Genomic DNA, 15,307 nt, shown 5'->3' on the forward strand with positions numbered 1-15,307 from the left:
ATGGTATTTTCTTTTTATGAACATAGCGGTAAAACTCCACAAAATTCCTTCACAGTAGCCTAACAGGGGTGACTTTTAACGGGGACCTTGCTAGGCACTAGACAACACATCTGAATTAAATACGAAATTAAAGGCGCCCTTCTCCATGCCTGATCTTCTACTTGAACTGTTTAGTGAAGAAATTCCTGCCCGTATGCAGCGGCGTGCGGCTGACGACCTCAAAAGCCTTGTCACCAATGCCTTGGTTGAAGCCGGCTTGACCTATGAGGGTGCCAAAGCCTATGCAACGCCACGCCGTCTTGCTCTGCATGTGGCTGGCCTACCTTCGGCCTCAAAAGCAACTCGCGAAGAACGCAAAGGGCCTCGCGTTGGAGCGCCGGAAAAAGCGCTCGCAGGCTTTTTGCGCGGTACTGGGTTGAGCTGTATTGATGAAGCCCAAATCCAAAGCGACCCGAAGAAGGGTGAATTTTATGTTGCGGTCATTGAAAAACCAGGCCGCGATAGTCAAGACATTATTGCCGATATCATGCCTGGCATTATTCGCAGTTTCCCGTGGCCAAAGTCGCAGCGCTGGGGCACAGGTTCATTGAAATGGGTGCGTCCATTACACTCTATTTTGTGCCGGTTTGGGCCTGAAACTGAAGAGCCGGAAGTCATTGAATTCGAAGTGGATGGTATTAAATCTGGAGCAACCACCTACGGTCACCGCTTTATGGCGCCGGATCAATTCGAGGTGCGCCGCCTTGAAGATTATATGGCAAAGCTGGAAGCGCATAAGGTTGTTTTGGATGCAGACCGACGCAAAGATATTATTTTGCATGATGCTAAAAATAGTGCCATGGCGCTTGGTCTAGAGCTGGTTGAAGATGAAGGCCTTTTGGAAGAGGTCGCGGGCTTGAACGAGTGGCCGAGTGTGCTTATCGGTTCCTATGACGAGGCTTTTTTGCAACTTCCTGATGAGGTTATTAAGCTTACCATCAAGGAAAACCAAAAGAATTTTGTCCTGAAAGACCCGAGCACCGGGCGCTTGAGTAACAAGTTTGCATTGACCACGAATATTGAAGCCAGTGATGGCGGCTCTGTGATTATTCGTGGTAACGAAAAAGTTGTGGTCGCACGGCTTTCAGATGCCAAGTTTTTCTGGGAAAGTGATCTTAAAACTCGCCTTGAGGATAGCTTACCAAAACTGGATTCGATTGTGTTCCATGAAAAGCTCGGAACCGTTGGTATGCGGGTACACCGGCTGGTAAGTCTTGCAAGTGAAATAGCACCTTTGGTTCAGGCAGATGTAACCAAAACAGCACGCGCTGCAAAACTGGCAAAAGCTGACCTCGTGAGCGCTACAGTCTATGAATTTACCGAGTTACAGGGGCTAATTGGCCGGTACTTGGCACAAGAACAAGGCGAAGACAACGATGTAGCGCTTGCTATTGAAAATCACTATAAGCCTGCAGGTGCTCACGGTGATATCCCTGCCGCACCTATTTCTATTGCCGTTGCCCTTGCCGACAAGCTGGATGTACTCGCTGGTTTTTGGGCGATTGACGAAAAGCCTACTGGCTCTAAGGATCCATTTGCGCTACGCCGTGCCGCTCTCGGGGTTATCCGACTGATATTGGAAAACGATTTACGTTTACCCCTACGGGATTTGTTGGTGCAGGCACTGCGTCGCAATCTTGCACATATGGCAAGCCACCGCGGTGAAGAGGCTGTTGCCAGCCTACCATTCCTTGGCAAGGGTGATTTTGCTGGCAATGCTGTGCAAGAGTTTTTCAATTTCGTTCGTAATAGTGCCGATAAAGTTCTTGATTCTGTTGCAGAAAAAGTTGGCGAGACATCTTTCGAACATGCCGTTATCGATGACCTGATGGCTTTCTTTGCTGAGCGCTTAAAAGTTGTGATGAAAGAAAAAGGCATTCGTCACGATTTGATTGATGCCGTTTTTGCTCTTGGAGGCCAAAACGATTTGGCACTGTTGGTCAAACGTGCTGAAGCCCTCGGCGCATTGCTGGAAAACGAAAATGGTATCAATCTGCTCGCAGGTTACAAACGTGCTGCGAACATTTTACGCGCTGAAGAAAAGAAGGACGGTGCTGTATTTGACGGTACACCGCTCAAAGAACTATTGAGCGAGAATGCCGAGGTCGTTCTGTTTGAAGCCATTGAACGGGCAAATGCAGAACTGGCACCTCTTTTAGCACAAGAGGATTATGCCGGTGCAATGAATGCGCTCTCGGCACTTCGCGGACCTGTTGATCTGTTCTTTGTTGAGATACATGTGAATGCGGAAGATTCGGGGGTACGCGAGAATCGATTGAAACTACTTTCGCAAATACGCGATGCAGTGCATCAAGTCGCTGATTTCTCCAAGATATCCGGTTAGGTTTATACAGCTAGATCATAGTTTTTTCGGGCAGCAATCGCTGCCCGTTTTTGTTTTAAGCATGTTGTGCTCATTTGTTTTCGCGCTCTTGCTCTTACTTCTTCAATTTAAGCAAACTCTTGCCGTTAGATTGAATTCAATCGGATGGAACACAGCTAATAGGCTATATTGGCACGTTTATAAATAAAATGGAGTAACCAGGCAGGACCAATGAGTAAAAATTGAATATCCTTCAAAAACGATGGTTTTTTCCCTTCGATTTTATGTCCCCAAAACTGCGCTATCCAAGCAATAACAAATAATGATAGTGCAATCTTCCATAGAGAGCCTGGAAAGCTTGCTTCGATGATCGCATTTAAGAGAAGGCAGCCTATGGAAAAAACCAGCATCCCGAGTGCCAATTGCCAAGACAAAACTAAGTAGTAAATAGTAACAGGAATAAGCGCCAGAGTGCACCAATTATTCACAATAGTTTTTTCAATGATTGGAATTGGCAGTGACCATGACAATGCTGTGATACTCCAAAATATTACAGGAACACAAATCCAATGCACTAGTTTATTGGTCTCATCTTGATGACTCTCTCCGTATTCATCTAGTAAATTTTCTAGTTTTCGCATTTTTTATCCCCCCTGCTCTGCATTCAAGTATCCTAATAGAAATAGACAAAAGCCAATCCCTCATTTTCGAGAAAAACTATTAAAGGAGTAAAATAGAAAACGCTAAGTCAGATAATTCTCACATAGTTTTTTACTTATACTTATCTTTTGCAAACCTATAAGTAAATTGATTTTAAATATATAAATACATTTTAACTAATAGGTAAATATATTATTTTGTTTGTTATCAAACTTCAAATCATTTAGTAATTATAACGGTATGGATGATAGGTATGTATTTATGAAATTAAAAATTATTCATAAAAATTTACTAATATTACTAGGCGGTTTACTCTTAATTATTAGTGTAATGCATCCTGTATATGCGCAAGATAAATACGACCCTTTGTTCAAATTATTCGATCCATCTGCCTTAACGGACAAAGAAATCAAATTCTTGCAGTTTGCCTTGAATATTGAGCTTGTTTACAATGGAAATATGGATGGGAAGTGGGACGATGAAACCTCCCATTCACTAAAGCTATTGGCACAAGAACGTTTTGGCTCTGATGCCATGTCGATTGTGGCTGCAAAACTGTATACCAGAACAAAAAACGTTATTACTGAACTTCGTTGGCGCTGGTTCCGCGACAAGGGCATTTACTTTGCAATTCCGCAAAATGGCAGCAAAATAAAGCTGCGGTCACCAGAAAAAACGTTGATTGAGAATGGCTATACTATGCTGCGCATACAAGTAGACATTTCCGATAAAGAGCAAATGCAAGAGATTCACGAAAAGACGCTCGAAGAATTTGGTACTATGGCGCGTCATGAAGAGCAACGTGAAGCAGATAACTGGACTACCAAAATAGAGCTTCCAATAGGCGACATAAGCTATATTAAGTCGCAACTCGTTGATGGAAAATGGAAAACAATCCGAGTGCAATCACCAGCGAGCGGCAAAAACCAGTTTACCGGAATTGTTGCATCCATAAGTTTTTCAAAGCAACCGAACCCATTTAAGGTCCCTAAAGGGTATATGGATCAACTTGCTAAATTATCTGATGAATGGTTCGCTTTGAAAAATGACAGAAGCCGCGTTCTTGAAGTTGCCAAGTTTAAAAACTGTATGACATGTAAATGGTGGTAGTTTTATTGCCCTTTTATGTGTCTTAAAGGAGCGATTACCCCCTTAAGACACATGTATTTCAACTGTTATCGCTCTCTTGATTGGGCATCGACAGCCGATAGTGCTGTCATATTCACAATGCCTCGTGTGGTGACCGACGGGGTTAAGATATGTGCCGGTTTCGCCGCACCCAAAAGGATTGGCCCCACGTGTAATGCACTGGTCATTGCTTTAATGAGGTTAAGCGCGATATTTGCTGCATCCAGGCAAGGAAAGACTAAAAGGTTTGCAGGCCCTTGCAGGCGTGCTTGCGGCATGTAGCGCTTTAAAATATCCATTTTAAGAGCGGCATCGCCATGCATTTCGCCTTCAACCTCTAAGCTAGGGCATTGTTGCCAAAGGTTTTCAAGCGCCTCACGCATCTTCATCGTACCTGGCGTGCTGCGTGAACCAAAGTTTGAATGGGAGAGCAGAGCAACGCGCGGCGTGATACCAAAACGCTTGATTTGGATTGCTGCTTTCTTGGTTATTTCAGTAATTTCATCGGAACACGGGTTTTCATTGACATAAGTATCAGCCAAGAAAAACGCCCCGGAGCTGTTGATCAACAAGGAAAGAGTGGCGAAGTTGGTCACATCTTCCTGTTTGCCAATGATATTGGCAATGTCGCGTAAGTGCTTGTCAAAGCGACCTTCTAACCCAGTTATCAACGCATCTGCCTCGCCGCGCTGGACAGCCAAAGCACCGATAACAGTTGAGTTGGTACGCACCATAGTTCGCGCTGCTTCTGGTGTCACGCCATTGCGCCCAACTAACGTGAACAGTGTATCGACATATTCACGGTATCGGGGGTCATCCTGCGGGTTTACAAATTCAAAATCCTTACCCGGTCTAATTTTCAAACCAAATCGCTCGCAGCGTCTTTCGATTACATCAGGACGGCCGATAAGAATGGGCTGCGCCAGCTTATCTTCAAGCACCACTTGGGCGGCCCTTAGTACGCGCTCGTCCTCACCATCTGCGTAAATAACTGATTTTGTTTCTGTTTTAGCCTGTTGAATAATCGGCTTCATAACAAGGCCGGAACGGAACACAAAACGGTTCAAGCGATCCATATATGCATCAAAGTCAGTAATTGGCCTTGTAGCGACACCTGTTTCCATAGCGGCTTTAGCAACAGCCGGCGCGATACGCAGGATCAAACGGTTATCAAATGGACTTGGGATAAGGTAATCTGGCCCGAAGGTACGGGTGACACCACCATAAGCTTTGGCGACAACATCGGTAGGTTCTTCACGCGCTAAAGCGGCTATGGCCTCTACTGCTGCCAGTTTCATTTCTTCATTAATGCTGGTGGCGCCGCAATCCAATGCACCCCTGAAAATATAGGGGAAGCACAGTACGTTGTTGACTTGATTGGGAAAATCAGAACGGCCCGTACACATCATCACATCATCACGCACTTTTAGCGCTTCTTCCGGCATGATTTCGGGCGTCGGATTGGCGAGAGCCATGAGCAATGGTTTTTTCGCCATTTTGGCAACCATTTCTGATTTCAAAACTCCGGCCGCGGATAAGCCAACGAAAACATCAGCGCCTTCAATGACTTGCGAGAGTGTTCGCTTATCAGTTTTTTGGGCAAAAACTGCTTTCCATTCGTCCATGAGTTCCGGGCGACCTTCATAGACAACACCGTGAATATCCGTAACCCAAATATTTTCAGGTTTAGCACCAAGCGAAACGAGCAGGTTCAAACAGGCCAGTGCAGCAGCACCTGCACCAGAAGCTACTATTTTTACTTGGGAAATATCTTTGCCAGCTAATTCCAAACCGTTACGAACCGCGGCTGCAACGATGATTGCTGTGCCGTGCTGGTCGTCGTGAAACACAGGAATATTCATTTTTTCACGCAGGCGCTTTTCGATTTGGAAGCATTCCGGCGCTTTGATGTCCTCTAGGTTTATCCCCCCGAATGTGGGCTCTAAAACCGAGACGGCATCAACGAATTTGTCGGCGTTTGTTTCGTCTACCTCAATATCGAAAACATCGATACCGGCAAACTTTTTAAACAGGACCGCCTTACCTTCCATGACCGGCTTGGAGGCGAGCGGGCCAATGGCGCCCAAACCGAGTACTGCGGTACCGTTGGAAATTACGGCGACGAGGTTTGAGCGAGCGGTATAGTCCGCTGCTTTTTGCGGGTCATCGGCAATTTCCAAACAAGGAGCAGCAACACCTGGGGAGTAGGCTAAGGCTAAATCCCGTTGGTTTCCTAGTGGTTTGGTCGCTTGTATTTCCAGTTTACCAGGCTTGGGATAGGTGTGGTAGTAGAGCGCGTGATCGTCCAGGTTGCCGTTTGCTTGCTTTGAGTTGTCTGCCATGTGGCCTTCTCGTGGTTTTAATGCCAATGTTCAAATGCCCTAGTGTCCATCAGGTCATTGAATTTAAAGATCGCTGCTTATACCTAGTTCTTAAATTCTTCTTAAGTATAAAATATCAGTGTTCCACCGCGAAATTGGCAAACCCAGCCCAGCTACGTCGGGTTACTTAGTGATATTTCTTAGTTGCAATGCAACATAGCCATATACCAAGTAAAATTTTATTTTATCGCTCATTTAAAGCAATAGACAACACACCACTAGGACTTTTAAAAATTATGAGCTGATGCCTGACAAGAAAGCAAAATTGTTTTTTGAAGCCAAAATTTTTCGGTCTCTTTTGCCTCAAGTTTAAAAGTTCGTTCTTTATTATCTTTTTCAATGGCTTGCATATTAAAGAGACGCGGCTGATTGGGGTGCGCCCTTTTGGTAAGCTTATGACGCCACAACAATATCGTTTCTTGCAGCCTATGCTTTGTCGTAAAGCCCTCTGACTTTAACTGAAAGGCTGCAACTGGTGCTTTATGAAGGCCAACCCTTTGTGCACGCTCGATAAAAGCACACGCATGCTGGTCCCATTCCGGTTCGACAATGACACCGGGCCTCACCACCAATACCCATTGGCTACGCCGTATTCTAGGCAGGGCTGCATATAGTTTTTGTGCTGCTGTGCCTGCCGCCTCTAGATAGATCGCCCCTGCTGCATCTGCGATATGAGCCACCTGCTCATCATCGCTGTTACCAACAACAATAGCCTCACGTATGACACCACGCGCACAGGCTGGCACGAGTGCACTGAGTGTTTCTGGTAGGAATTGATCGTTTTGCCCAGCAGGAATAACTAATGAAATCATGGGGTATGCTTACCATTAGTTTCCGCCCCAATAAACCTTTGAACTTGATTTTTATAATTGTTCGTGCATTGTTCTTTTATTGTTCTTAATTTGGACCTTTTGCATGCCTAGCCTTAGAATTATAGATCGCGTTGCAGTGAAGAACCGCCAAACATTACCTAGTCATGTGGCTTCCGACTGTTCTGATGGTGTGCAGCCTGGAAACCATTTGCCTAAGAATGGTGTTTTGCCTAAAGCGATCAGGCAAAAAGTTGTGCGAGGACGCGGTGCTATCAGCAACCGCTCTAGCAGATTTGAACGCGAGTGCGTGGAACCCTATGATGATGGTTGGCAAAGCCTTGCAGACCTCCCTCCCCTAAAAACAGAGGTTCATCGGGAAAAAGCACGCTCAGTTTTAACCGGCAATGATTCACCTGACATTCCCTTTGAGCGCTCTTTAAACCCTTATCGGGGCTGCGAACATGGTTGCATTTATTGCTATGCGCGCCCGAGCCATAGTTTTTTGGGACATTCGGCGGGACTTGATTTTGAGCAACAGTTATATGCCAAAGACAACGCGGCAGAAATTCTAGAGCACGAATTGGGCAAACCCAAATATCAGCCGAAGCCCATAATGCTTGGTAGCAATACCGACCCCTACCAACCCATTGAAAAAGAACATAAAATTACCCGATCCATATTGGAGGTGCTTTGGAAGTATAAACATCCTGCTTTTATACTGAGCCGTTCTAGAAATATTCTGCGCGATAGCGATATTTTAACGGATATGGCTGCGGCAGGGCTTGTTAAAGTTGGCGTTTCGATAACATCACTCGAAAATAAAACAGCACGTACTTTGGAACCGCGCGCACCGACACCCGCGCGAAGACTTGAGATTATCTCAAAGCTTACCGACTGCGGTATTCCCTGCTCTGTTTTTGTTGCGCCAGTTATCCCCGCAATAACCGACCACGAGATTGAACGGATTATTGGCGCTAGTGTCGAAGCCGGGGCGAGCGGTGCACGCTACATATTATTGCGCTTACCACGCGAGGTGAGCGGCGTGTTTAAGGAGTGGCTGCTTGAGGAGTATCCGGGGAAATATCGTCATGTTATCAGCCTGTTACGTTCGATGCGCGGCGGGAAGGATTACGATAGCGACTGGGGAAAGCGCTTTGTTGGTGAGGGCCCATATGCACTGCAAATTGCCAAGCGGTTTCAATTGGCCTGTAAAAAGCACGGCTTGCAGGGACGCAGTAAACAGCTTGATTGCACGCAATTTATTCGCCCAACCAAGGGCGGCGTGCAACTGAGTTTGTTTTGATCTATTGGCCTCTCCGTACTGGTTTTCAATATAACTCATTGTAATTATTAGATATTATGTATTTGTAAGATTTTATAGTATCTGACAGGCTGGCGCTTTGGTTGAGCAATTATTGAATTATCTGGCCTTGTGTAAACACACAAACACACTGTGGGTGTGCACTTATGGTGCAAAAGTGATGCGTATGTGATGCAAAAGTACTGAGTGAGTGATCAGCCGGCGTCAATGTCGTTTTTTGCCATGTGGTGCTGGAGAACCGTTCATTTCGCGCTCGATTTTTTTTGAGATGTGTTGCAGCACTCATATATCGCGAATGATCCTTGCCATAAATTGTGCGGCAACATTTTGCATGATCCGCGCATATATACCTCCCCAAAATATGTGGCTTGCATTTTCACAGTTTCGAATGAGGTGCGTCTTCCCAGTTGGCAGCTGCTGCTGCCCAACAATGGAGATAGTGATGAAAATGAAATCTCGCCTGCTTACCGTTTTAAGTGCGCTTGGATTTTTTGCCTGCCTTAGCCAAGCAGCTATGGCGACAAATATCTATCGCGGAATAACAGAGGATGGAGAATCATTAGATTTATCGGAGAGTGGTTTTGAATTTGTAGGGGGTACCTTATCCTTCAATACAACACTCGTGAATATTACAAGTGACTGCGCTTTTGCTCTGACAACGACAAATAGCTTTAGCAGTGATAACTCATCACCAATTGACCATGTGGCTGGATTTACAGCGACTTCAGATCAAGACCCGCCAATTGTGCCCGCAGGCCATGTGAGCGTAACGCAAGATAATGCAGGTGCCAATCCGGCAAGAGATTTTGCTGATATAATCGCTACGGCTTATCATGCAGATATCGCATATTTCAACGAAAACCATATTCATGGCGTGAATCTAAGTGATGAGGAATGCCGTGAGAAAGCTAAAAATGTGAACCAATAACCCGTTATCTACTGTTGTGCTCACAACTTCGGATAAAGCTTCGTGCTAGGATCTCGGCGTTGGATTGGCACAAGGCCTTGAAACAGCGGCGGGGATAAATTCAAACTTGGTATCCCCGTCTATGCACTGCTTACTATTTAAGAGCTTTACTGGTTATAGGGGCTTTGAGCAAACTCCCTGAATAAGGGGTTTTCGCATTAAGATTTCTCACAGTTTCGTTTGAGGTGCGTCTTCCCAGTTGGCAACTGTAGTTGCCCAACAATGGAGACAGTGATGAAAATGAAATCTCGCCTACTTACCGTTTTAAGTGCACTAGGCATTTGTGCCTGCCTAAGCCAAGCCGCAATGGCTGAATTTATCTATCGCGGCCTATTGGAAAATAACGGCGTTATCGATTTGCGGCAAAACCGCTTTAATTTTGCTGGCGGTGGATTGTCGTTCAACAAGCAAATGGCGCAAATTCTGGCTGCACCACAAAACTTCAATTGTGCTTTGGTGCTTGATACGACAAATCCTATTCCCAATGTCGGCAACCATTCGACTATAACGAACTTCCCCGGTTTTACGGCTACTTATGATGCCAACCCACCGGCGATACCTGCGGGACATGTGAGTGTTGTTGATGTTCCGCCCGTTGCAAACCCTGCACAACTGTTTGCCAACACAATTGCACAACTGGCGCACCAAAACCCCGATGCCTTTAACGAGCGATTTATCGTAGGCGCACATCAAACTGATGAAGATTGCCATGAAAAGGCCAAGCAGCTAAACCAATAGTTTTTACAGGTATTACGTTGTGAGCTAGCATCAGTGAGCACCTTATACATGGTAGGAGCGAGCTATTTTGCGCTTGCTCTTACCAATATAGTTTCAAAGAGTTGCCCGGTGATTTGTGAGAATTGCAGCTTGCCAAATGACAAGCATTGTTTCATTGAGTTGGCATGACCCATTTTGCAGATAACTTATTTAGCATAGCTTTTCCTGATGATGTGGATATAGCCTTTGAACGCAAACTTAGCTGCCAGTGCACTGACGGGCTGATAGGTATAGACGAGGCTGGACGCGGCCCTTGGGCAGGCCCCGTTGTGGTGGCAGCGGCGAAGCTGGACTATGACAATATGCCGGAGGGGCTGAATGATTCCAAAAAGCTGAGCGAAAAAAAGCGCGATGCTTTGTATGGGGAAATTCTTGAAAAAGCACAGGTGAGCGTTTGTGTGCAATCGCCCAGCACCATTGACAGTTTAAACATTCGTGCGGCCACCTTACAGGGCATGAGCCGCTGTGCGCGGTTTTTAGCTGCTCCTGCCAGTCTGTATTTCATTGATGGTAAAGATGTGCCCCCTCACCTACCCGGTGAAGGCCAAGCGCTCATTAAAGGGGATGGTCGCTGTCTTGCTATTGCGGCAGCTTCGATTGTTGCCAAGGTCACAAGAGACCGGATCATGATGCGGCTTGATAAAGACTATCCGCAGTATGGCTTTGCCAAGCATAAGGGCTATGGCACCAAGGCGCACCGCGAGGCGCTTGAGCGCTTTGGCATTAGCCCGCACCACCGGTTAAGCTTTAGGCCAATGAAAGATATGTGAGCGCTTGTGCGCTGCACAGTATGTTTGGTTATATTTGCGCCAATTTTCTATAATCAGTATTAACCGGTTTTAAGAAGCCGGATAAACTTGATGGCATTTTAGTAATTTTCTTAGGTCGTAGGCGGGAAGTTTCGCTTAGCCTTTATCCAGTTTTCGCTTGCTCTTGAGTAATCCAAAAGACTGGAACTCTAATGATCGGTTATTTACTGGTTGGCACCAACGACCTTAAAGCCTCGTCACATTTTTACGATCAACTGTTTGCTCCCATGTTCGGCAAAAGAGCTATGGAAGTAGAGAGATTTGTTGTTTGGCAATTTGGCAGCCATGACACCTTGTTTGGTGTGACGCCCCCCTATGATGACAAGCCAGCCAGTGTTGGCAATGGTACGATGATTTCGCTCCGTTTGGAAAGCCCTGAAGCGGTTGATAACCAGCATGCCTTGGCATTGAAATTAGGAGCCACATGCTGCGGCGCACCTGGCCCGCGTAACGAAGTTTTTTATGGTGGCTATTTTCGAGACCTGGATGGCAATAAGCTGGTGTTCTACCACGTGAATGCCAAGGGCCGTGAGATGGGTGTGAAACTGTAAACCTGGTGCTTTACAATGACTGGCAGCCGTGATTTCAGCAAGCACTTATATCAGGTGGCAGATATCGGGATTAAAGTTATCATAGCCGGTATTGCTGCTTACACTTCCTATAGTTTTCAACAAAAACAGCATGAGAATAAGCTGACTGAATTGCTGTCATCCATGGTTTATTCGCAAGATCATGAGCGCGCGAAAACCGGTATTGACCTGGCTATTCACCATTATGAGGATGGGGCTATTCCTAAAAGCTTGCTGCTTAGTTACGCCAATTACATTAACTCGCACCGTGAATTGAAAGATACAGCACTGTACACCAACTATAAAATGGAAACAGTTACGCAAGACGACAGGAAGTTTGCCAAGTCGTTAGCCGCGCTTGAACAGCTCTACCCAATGGCTTTTATTGTTTATAGTAGTGATGAATTTGAAGCAAACGACGAAAAAACACGCGAGTTGAGTAATGCGCTGTTTAATTTTGGTATGGTCATGAATCGTAATAGTTTACAATACCCAACGCAAACCATAAATCAAATGACAGCTGATAACGAGATACGCTGTTTTTCACAAAAAGCATGTACCGTTGTCGGGAAAGAGCTGGTTAATTACCTTAGGCGCACGGGCTATAATTTCAGCCTAAAAGACCACAGCAAAAAAGCAAAAAGTGCCCATAACCAGAAGCGCCTGCACCCGCATATGGTTGAAGTGTGGATGGGGGCAAAGGACCAGATGTAAAGTTATGCTCTTGTAAGAGGGGCCGGTTTATGGCGAGAAAACAAGAAAAGCCCCAGCAGGCCGGGGCTTTTAAACACTATAGGTTATCTGCAAGCAGCTTTTAATTTAGCTGTGCTTTAACCTGCTTGATGCTTGCATCAAGTAGTTTGCTGCTGGCTGCCGGGTCTTGCAGGCTTTCTGCAACAACCAACTCAGCCGCTTTGGCCGCAACTTCAGCGGCGTGGGCGGTGACTTCGGCCACTGCATTAGCTTCGGCCTGTGCAATTTTCGATTCCGCATTTGCCGTACGGCGCGCAATCATTTCTGCCAGTGCCTCTTTCGCCTCAACAGACAAACGCTCGGCTTCAACCTTGGCATCGGCAACAATTTGCTCAGCTTCGGCTTCGGCTTCAGTGCGCTTGCGCTGATATTCGGCCAACAGTGTTTGTGCTTCTTCACGCAGCTTGCGGGCACCTTCAAGCTCTTGCTTGATGTTTTCCGCCTGTGCGTCGAGCGACGCTCCCATTTTGGAAGGTACTTTCATGTACCACAGCAGCGCAAGAAACAGGATGAGGCTGACAAATGCCCATGTTGTTGCATCAAACATCGCTCACCCCTTATTTCAGTGCAGCATCAACGGCCTTGGAAACAACAGCTTTCGCTGGTGTTCTGCCACCGATGAGAGCCTTGACAAGCTCGCCAGTTGTATCAGCAGCAATTTCGCCGACCTGATCCATACTTTCGCGCTTGATTTTCTCAATGCGCTCTTCTGCCATGCTCAGCTTCGCGGTCAGTTCTTCCTCTGCCTTATTACGGGCAACTTCAGATTCCGACTTTGCTTTATCGCGGGCATCAGAGGCTAACTTACCAGCATGACGACGGGCATCGGCCAGCGCCTGCTCGTAGGACGCAATGGCGGCATCGGTTTCCTGCTTCAAGCGGGAAGCTTCTGCCATATCCCCTGCAATGCGGTCGCGGCGGTCTTCAAGAATACCACCGATACGCGGTAGAACTACCTTGGCCATCAGGAAGTAGAAGAAGCCAAAAGTAATTGCCAGCCATAACAGCTGTGAGGGAAAAGTTGCGCCGTCAAATGGAGGAAAGTTCGCTTCGGCACCACCGCCATGCGCTACTGTCCCCGTTGATAGCTGTTCGCCATGTGTATTTGACATCACCTTCTCCGTGAAAGCTCTGTGGACCTTTTACTCTTACGAAAGCGGCGGCGCACCTAATAGATGAGGGCACCGCCGACAGTCGAATAGTGTCCCAGTTTCTACCCTAGTGCTTAAACAGCGAAGAGGAGAAGAAGAGCAACCAGGAGTGAGAAGATGCCCAGAGCTTCTGTAACAGCGAAGCCGAGGATAAGACGACCGAACTGACCATCAGCTGCGGATGGGTTGCGCAATGCGCCGGTGAGGAAGTCACCAAAAATACGGCCAAGACCGAGAGCAGCACCACCCATACCCAAACAGGCAAGACCGGCACCAATGAACTTTGCAGCTTCTGCTTCCATGACAAGTGCTCCTAAACTAGCAAATATCGTCGTTGTTGATGGGTCTTTATGACCCGGATACTACAATTTCTCGAATGACCCTTAGTGGCTCGGATGGAGCGCATCTGCAAGGTACATGCAGGTGAGAACTGTAAATACGTAAGCCTGAAGGAAGGCAACCAGAAACTCCAGTGCAGTTAAAGCAACTGTAAGCGCCAGCGGCATAATGGCTGCGCCGATACCCAGTGCACTTGCACTGGCGGTGAGCATAACCACAAAGCCTGCGAAAACCTTCAGAGTGATGTGACCGGCCAGCATGTTTGCGAACAAACGAACGGACAAGCTGACTGGACGAGAAAGGAACGAGATTACTTCAATTGCCGAGACAAGAGGGATCACGCCAGCTGGTACACCGCTTGGCACGAATAGCTTCAAGAAGCCAAACCCGTGTTTGAAGAACCCGTAGACTGTCACTGTACCAATGACAAGCATGGCAAGTGCAAACGTGACAATAATCTGACTGGTTACTGTATAGAAGTAAGGAACCAGACCTAGAAGATTGGCCACGAAGACGAACATAAACAGAGAGAATACCAACGGGAAGAAGCGCATGCCATCGTTACCCGCTGCACCGCGCAGCGTTGAGGCAACAAACTCGTAGCTCATTTCAGCCAAGAGCTGCATACGGCTCGGGACAAGGCCCCGGCGGTTGGTTGATAAAAGCAAGAAGAGCGCGGCGACCGCTACCGTAACCACCATGAACAAAGCGGCATTGGTAAAAGAAAAATCGATGCCAGCAATATTCAGGCTGATGATATCATTAATGTGGAACTGGTGGATCGGATCGATCGCTTTTTCTGGATTTCCTGCCACAGGTCATACCCCTGAAATGCCATTGATGTTGCGCCCAATGCACAACCCAAATTAGTTATCGCGCCGATCGAAATCATTCAATCTGCGTTCTGGCTGGGCAACTTTGCCCGCATCACGCAGCACATTCAAGATTCCGGCGGCAAATCCAAGCAACAAGAAGACAATGAGCCCCCACGGCTTAGTACCAAGCCAACTGTCAATCGCCCAGCCCAGGGCAGCACCCACAAGCACACCTGCCACAAACTCAGAAGAAATCTTCCAGGCCTGTGCCAGTCCCGCACCTGCGCTCGTACCAGCTTTTTCCTCCGTAGACTTTTCAGTCTTAAGATGCTGGTCCAGTTTGGCGCCGAGGCTATCGAGCCGCTTTGACAGTTCAACTTCCTGGTCCGGTTGGCCCTGTTTTAATTGCCTTTTGTCGTTAGACGACATGTTGTCACCTTCTAAACTTAGGCAACGCCCGACA

General features: G+C 46.8%; 16 protein-coding genes. 8 read left to right on the top strand and 8 right to left on the bottom strand.

The features are described from left to right. Positions 1 to 145: 145 nt before the first annotated feature. A complete protein-coding gene (glyS, locus tag AYK67_RS00620; protein WP_068080825.1) occupies positions 146 to 2,383 on the top strand; it encodes a glycine--tRNA ligase subunit beta in 2,238 nt (745 codons plus the stop codon). 155 nt (positions 2,384 to 2,538) lie between these two features. Here glyS and AYK67_RS00625 read toward each other — a convergent pair whose 3' ends face one another. Continuing rightward, a complete protein-coding gene (locus AYK67_RS00625; protein WP_068080827.1) occupies positions 2,539 to 3,003 on the bottom strand; it encodes an Mpo1 family 2-hydroxy fatty acid dioxygenase in 465 nt (154 codons plus the stop codon). A gap of 280 nt (positions 3,004 to 3,283) precedes the next feature. Between AYK67_RS00625 and AYK67_RS00630 the strand changes: the two genes are divergently transcribed. Further along, positions 3,284 to 4,132 (top strand): hypothetical protein, encoded by an 849-nt coding sequence (locus AYK67_RS00630; RefSeq protein WP_068080829.1) that lies wholly within the window; start codon positions 3,284 to 3,286, stop codon positions 4,130 to 4,132. A 65-nt stretch (positions 4,133 to 4,197) separates the two neighbouring features. On the opposite strand, the gene AYK67_RS00635 is transcribed toward AYK67_RS00630, so the two are convergent. Continuing rightward, a complete protein-coding gene (locus AYK67_RS00635; protein ID WP_068080831.1) occupies positions 4,198 to 6,492 on the bottom strand; it encodes an NADP-dependent malic enzyme in 2,295 nt (764 codons plus the stop codon). A gap of 266 nt (positions 6,493 to 6,758) precedes the next feature. Next, positions 6,759 to 7,343, bottom strand: a complete 585-nt coding sequence (locus tag AYK67_RS00640; RefSeq protein ID WP_068080833.1) for a glycosyltransferase family 2 protein — start codon at positions 7,341 to 7,343, stop codon at positions 6,759 to 6,761. Positions 7,344 to 7,446: 103 nt separating this feature from the next. Between AYK67_RS00640 and AYK67_RS00645 the strand changes: the two genes are divergently transcribed. From AYK67_RS00645 to AYK67_RS00670, 6 genes are all read left to right on the top strand, one after another. Then, complete coding sequence (locus AYK67_RS00645; RefSeq protein WP_082735550.1) at positions 7,447 to 8,646, top strand: PA0069 family radical SAM protein; 1,200 nt, start codon at positions 7,447 to 7,449, stop codon at positions 8,644 to 8,646. Positions 8,647 to 9,106: 460 nt separating this feature from the next. Continuing rightward, on the top strand, positions 9,107 to 9,592 hold the full coding sequence (locus AYK67_RS17020; RefSeq protein ID WP_156453002.1) for a hypothetical protein: 486 nt from the start codon (positions 9,107 to 9,109) through the stop codon (positions 9,590 to 9,592). Between the two features lie 273 nt (positions 9,593 to 9,865). After that, complete coding sequence (locus AYK67_RS17390; protein ID WP_208976174.1) at positions 9,866 to 10,369, top strand: hypothetical protein; 504 nt, start codon at positions 9,866 to 9,868, stop codon at positions 10,367 to 10,369. 164 nt (positions 10,370 to 10,533) lie between these two features. Next, a complete protein-coding gene (locus tag AYK67_RS00660) occupies positions 10,534 to 11,178 on the top strand; it encodes a ribonuclease HII (protein ID WP_068080835.1) in 645 nt (214 codons plus the stop codon). Positions 11,179 to 11,369: 191 nt separating this feature from the next. Next, on the top strand, positions 11,370 to 11,768 hold the full coding sequence (locus AYK67_RS00665; RefSeq protein ID WP_068080836.1) for a VOC family protein: 399 nt from the start codon (positions 11,370 to 11,372) through the stop codon (positions 11,766 to 11,768). Positions 11,769 to 11,783: 15 nt separating this feature from the next. Then, entirely contained in the window at positions 11,784 to 12,500 is a 717-nt protein-coding gene (locus AYK67_RS00670; RefSeq protein WP_068080837.1) for a hypothetical protein, read from the top strand. A gap of 100 nt (positions 12,501 to 12,600) precedes the next feature. Here AYK67_RS00670 and AYK67_RS00675 read toward each other — a convergent pair whose 3' ends face one another. The 5 genes from AYK67_RS00675 to AYK67_RS00695 form a co-directional block, all read right to left on the bottom strand. Then, positions 12,601 to 13,086, bottom strand: coding sequence for a F0F1 ATP synthase subunit B family protein (locus AYK67_RS00675; RefSeq protein ID WP_068080840.1), 486 nt, complete (start codon positions 13,084 to 13,086; stop codon positions 12,601 to 12,603). A gap of 10 nt (positions 13,087 to 13,096) precedes the next feature. After that, positions 13,097 to 13,651 carry a F0F1 ATP synthase subunit B gene (locus AYK67_RS00680; protein ID WP_068080843.1) on the bottom strand — a complete coding sequence of 185 codons (555 nt, stop codon included), beginning with the start codon at positions 13,649 to 13,651 and terminating at the stop codon, positions 13,097 to 13,099. 113 nt (positions 13,652 to 13,764) lie between these two features. Beyond that, a complete protein-coding gene (locus AYK67_RS00685) occupies positions 13,765 to 13,992 on the bottom strand; it encodes a F0F1 ATP synthase subunit C (protein WP_068080845.1) in 228 nt (75 codons plus the stop codon). A gap of 81 nt (positions 13,993 to 14,073) precedes the next feature. Continuing rightward, positions 14,074 to 14,844, bottom strand: a complete 771-nt coding sequence (locus AYK67_RS00690) for a F0F1 ATP synthase subunit A (protein ID WP_068080848.1) — start codon at positions 14,842 to 14,844, stop codon at positions 14,074 to 14,076. A gap of 51 nt (positions 14,845 to 14,895) precedes the next feature. After that, on the bottom strand, positions 14,896 to 15,273 hold the full coding sequence (locus AYK67_RS00695; RefSeq protein WP_068080850.1) for an AtpZ/AtpI family protein: 378 nt from the start codon (positions 15,271 to 15,273) through the stop codon (positions 14,896 to 14,898). Between the last annotated feature and the right edge of the window lie 34 nt (positions 15,274 to 15,307).

This window comes from Polycladidibacter stylochi, assembly GCF_001562055.1.
GTDB lineage: Bacteria > Pseudomonadota > Alphaproteobacteria > Rhizobiales > Stappiaceae > Pseudovibrio > Pseudovibrio stylochi.

Coding starts and splice junctions, on each gene's coding strand:
- glyS (WP_068080825.1), top strand. CDS start 146: ATGCCTGATCTTCTACTTGAACTGTTTAGTGAAGAAATTCCTGCCCGT.
- AYK67_RS00625 (WP_068080827.1), bottom strand. CDS start 3,003: ATGCGAAAACTAGAAAATTTACTAGATGAATACGGAGAGAGTCATCAA.
- AYK67_RS00630 (WP_068080829.1), top strand. CDS start 3,284: ATGAAATTAAAAATTATTCATAAAAATTTACTAATATTACTAGGCGGT.
- AYK67_RS00635 (WP_068080831.1), bottom strand. CDS start 6,492: ATGGCAGACAACTCAAAGCAAGCAAACGGCAACCTGGACGATCACGCG.
- AYK67_RS00640 (WP_068080833.1), bottom strand. CDS start 7,343: ATGATTTCATTAGTTATTCCTGCTGGGCAAAACGATCAATTCCTACCA.
- AYK67_RS00645 (WP_082735550.1), top strand. CDS start 7,447: ATGCCTAGCCTTAGAATTATAGATCGCGTTGCAGTGAAGAACCGCCAA.
- AYK67_RS17020 (WP_156453002.1), top strand. CDS start 9,107: ATGAAAATGAAATCTCGCCTGCTTACCGTTTTAAGTGCGCTTGGATTT.
- AYK67_RS17390 (WP_208976174.1), top strand. CDS start 9,866: ATGAAAATGAAATCTCGCCTACTTACCGTTTTAAGTGCACTAGGCATT.
- AYK67_RS00660 (WP_068080835.1), top strand. CDS start 10,534: ATGACCCATTTTGCAGATAACTTATTTAGCATAGCTTTTCCTGATGAT.
- AYK67_RS00665 (WP_068080836.1), top strand. CDS start 11,370: ATGATCGGTTATTTACTGGTTGGCACCAACGACCTTAAAGCCTCGTCA.
- AYK67_RS00670 (WP_068080837.1), top strand. CDS start 11,784: ATGACTGGCAGCCGTGATTTCAGCAAGCACTTATATCAGGTGGCAGAT.
- AYK67_RS00675 (WP_068080840.1), bottom strand. CDS start 13,086: ATGTTTGATGCAACAACATGGGCATTTGTCAGCCTCATCCTGTTTCTT.
- AYK67_RS00680 (WP_068080843.1), bottom strand. CDS start 13,651: ATGTCAAATACACATGGCGAACAGCTATCAACGGGGACAGTAGCGCAT.
- AYK67_RS00685 (WP_068080845.1), bottom strand. CDS start 13,992: ATGGAAGCAGAAGCTGCAAAGTTCATTGGTGCCGGTCTTGCCTGTTTG.
- AYK67_RS00695 (WP_068080850.1), bottom strand. CDS start 15,273: ATGTCGTCTAACGACAAAAGGCAATTAAAACAGGGCCAACCGGACCAG.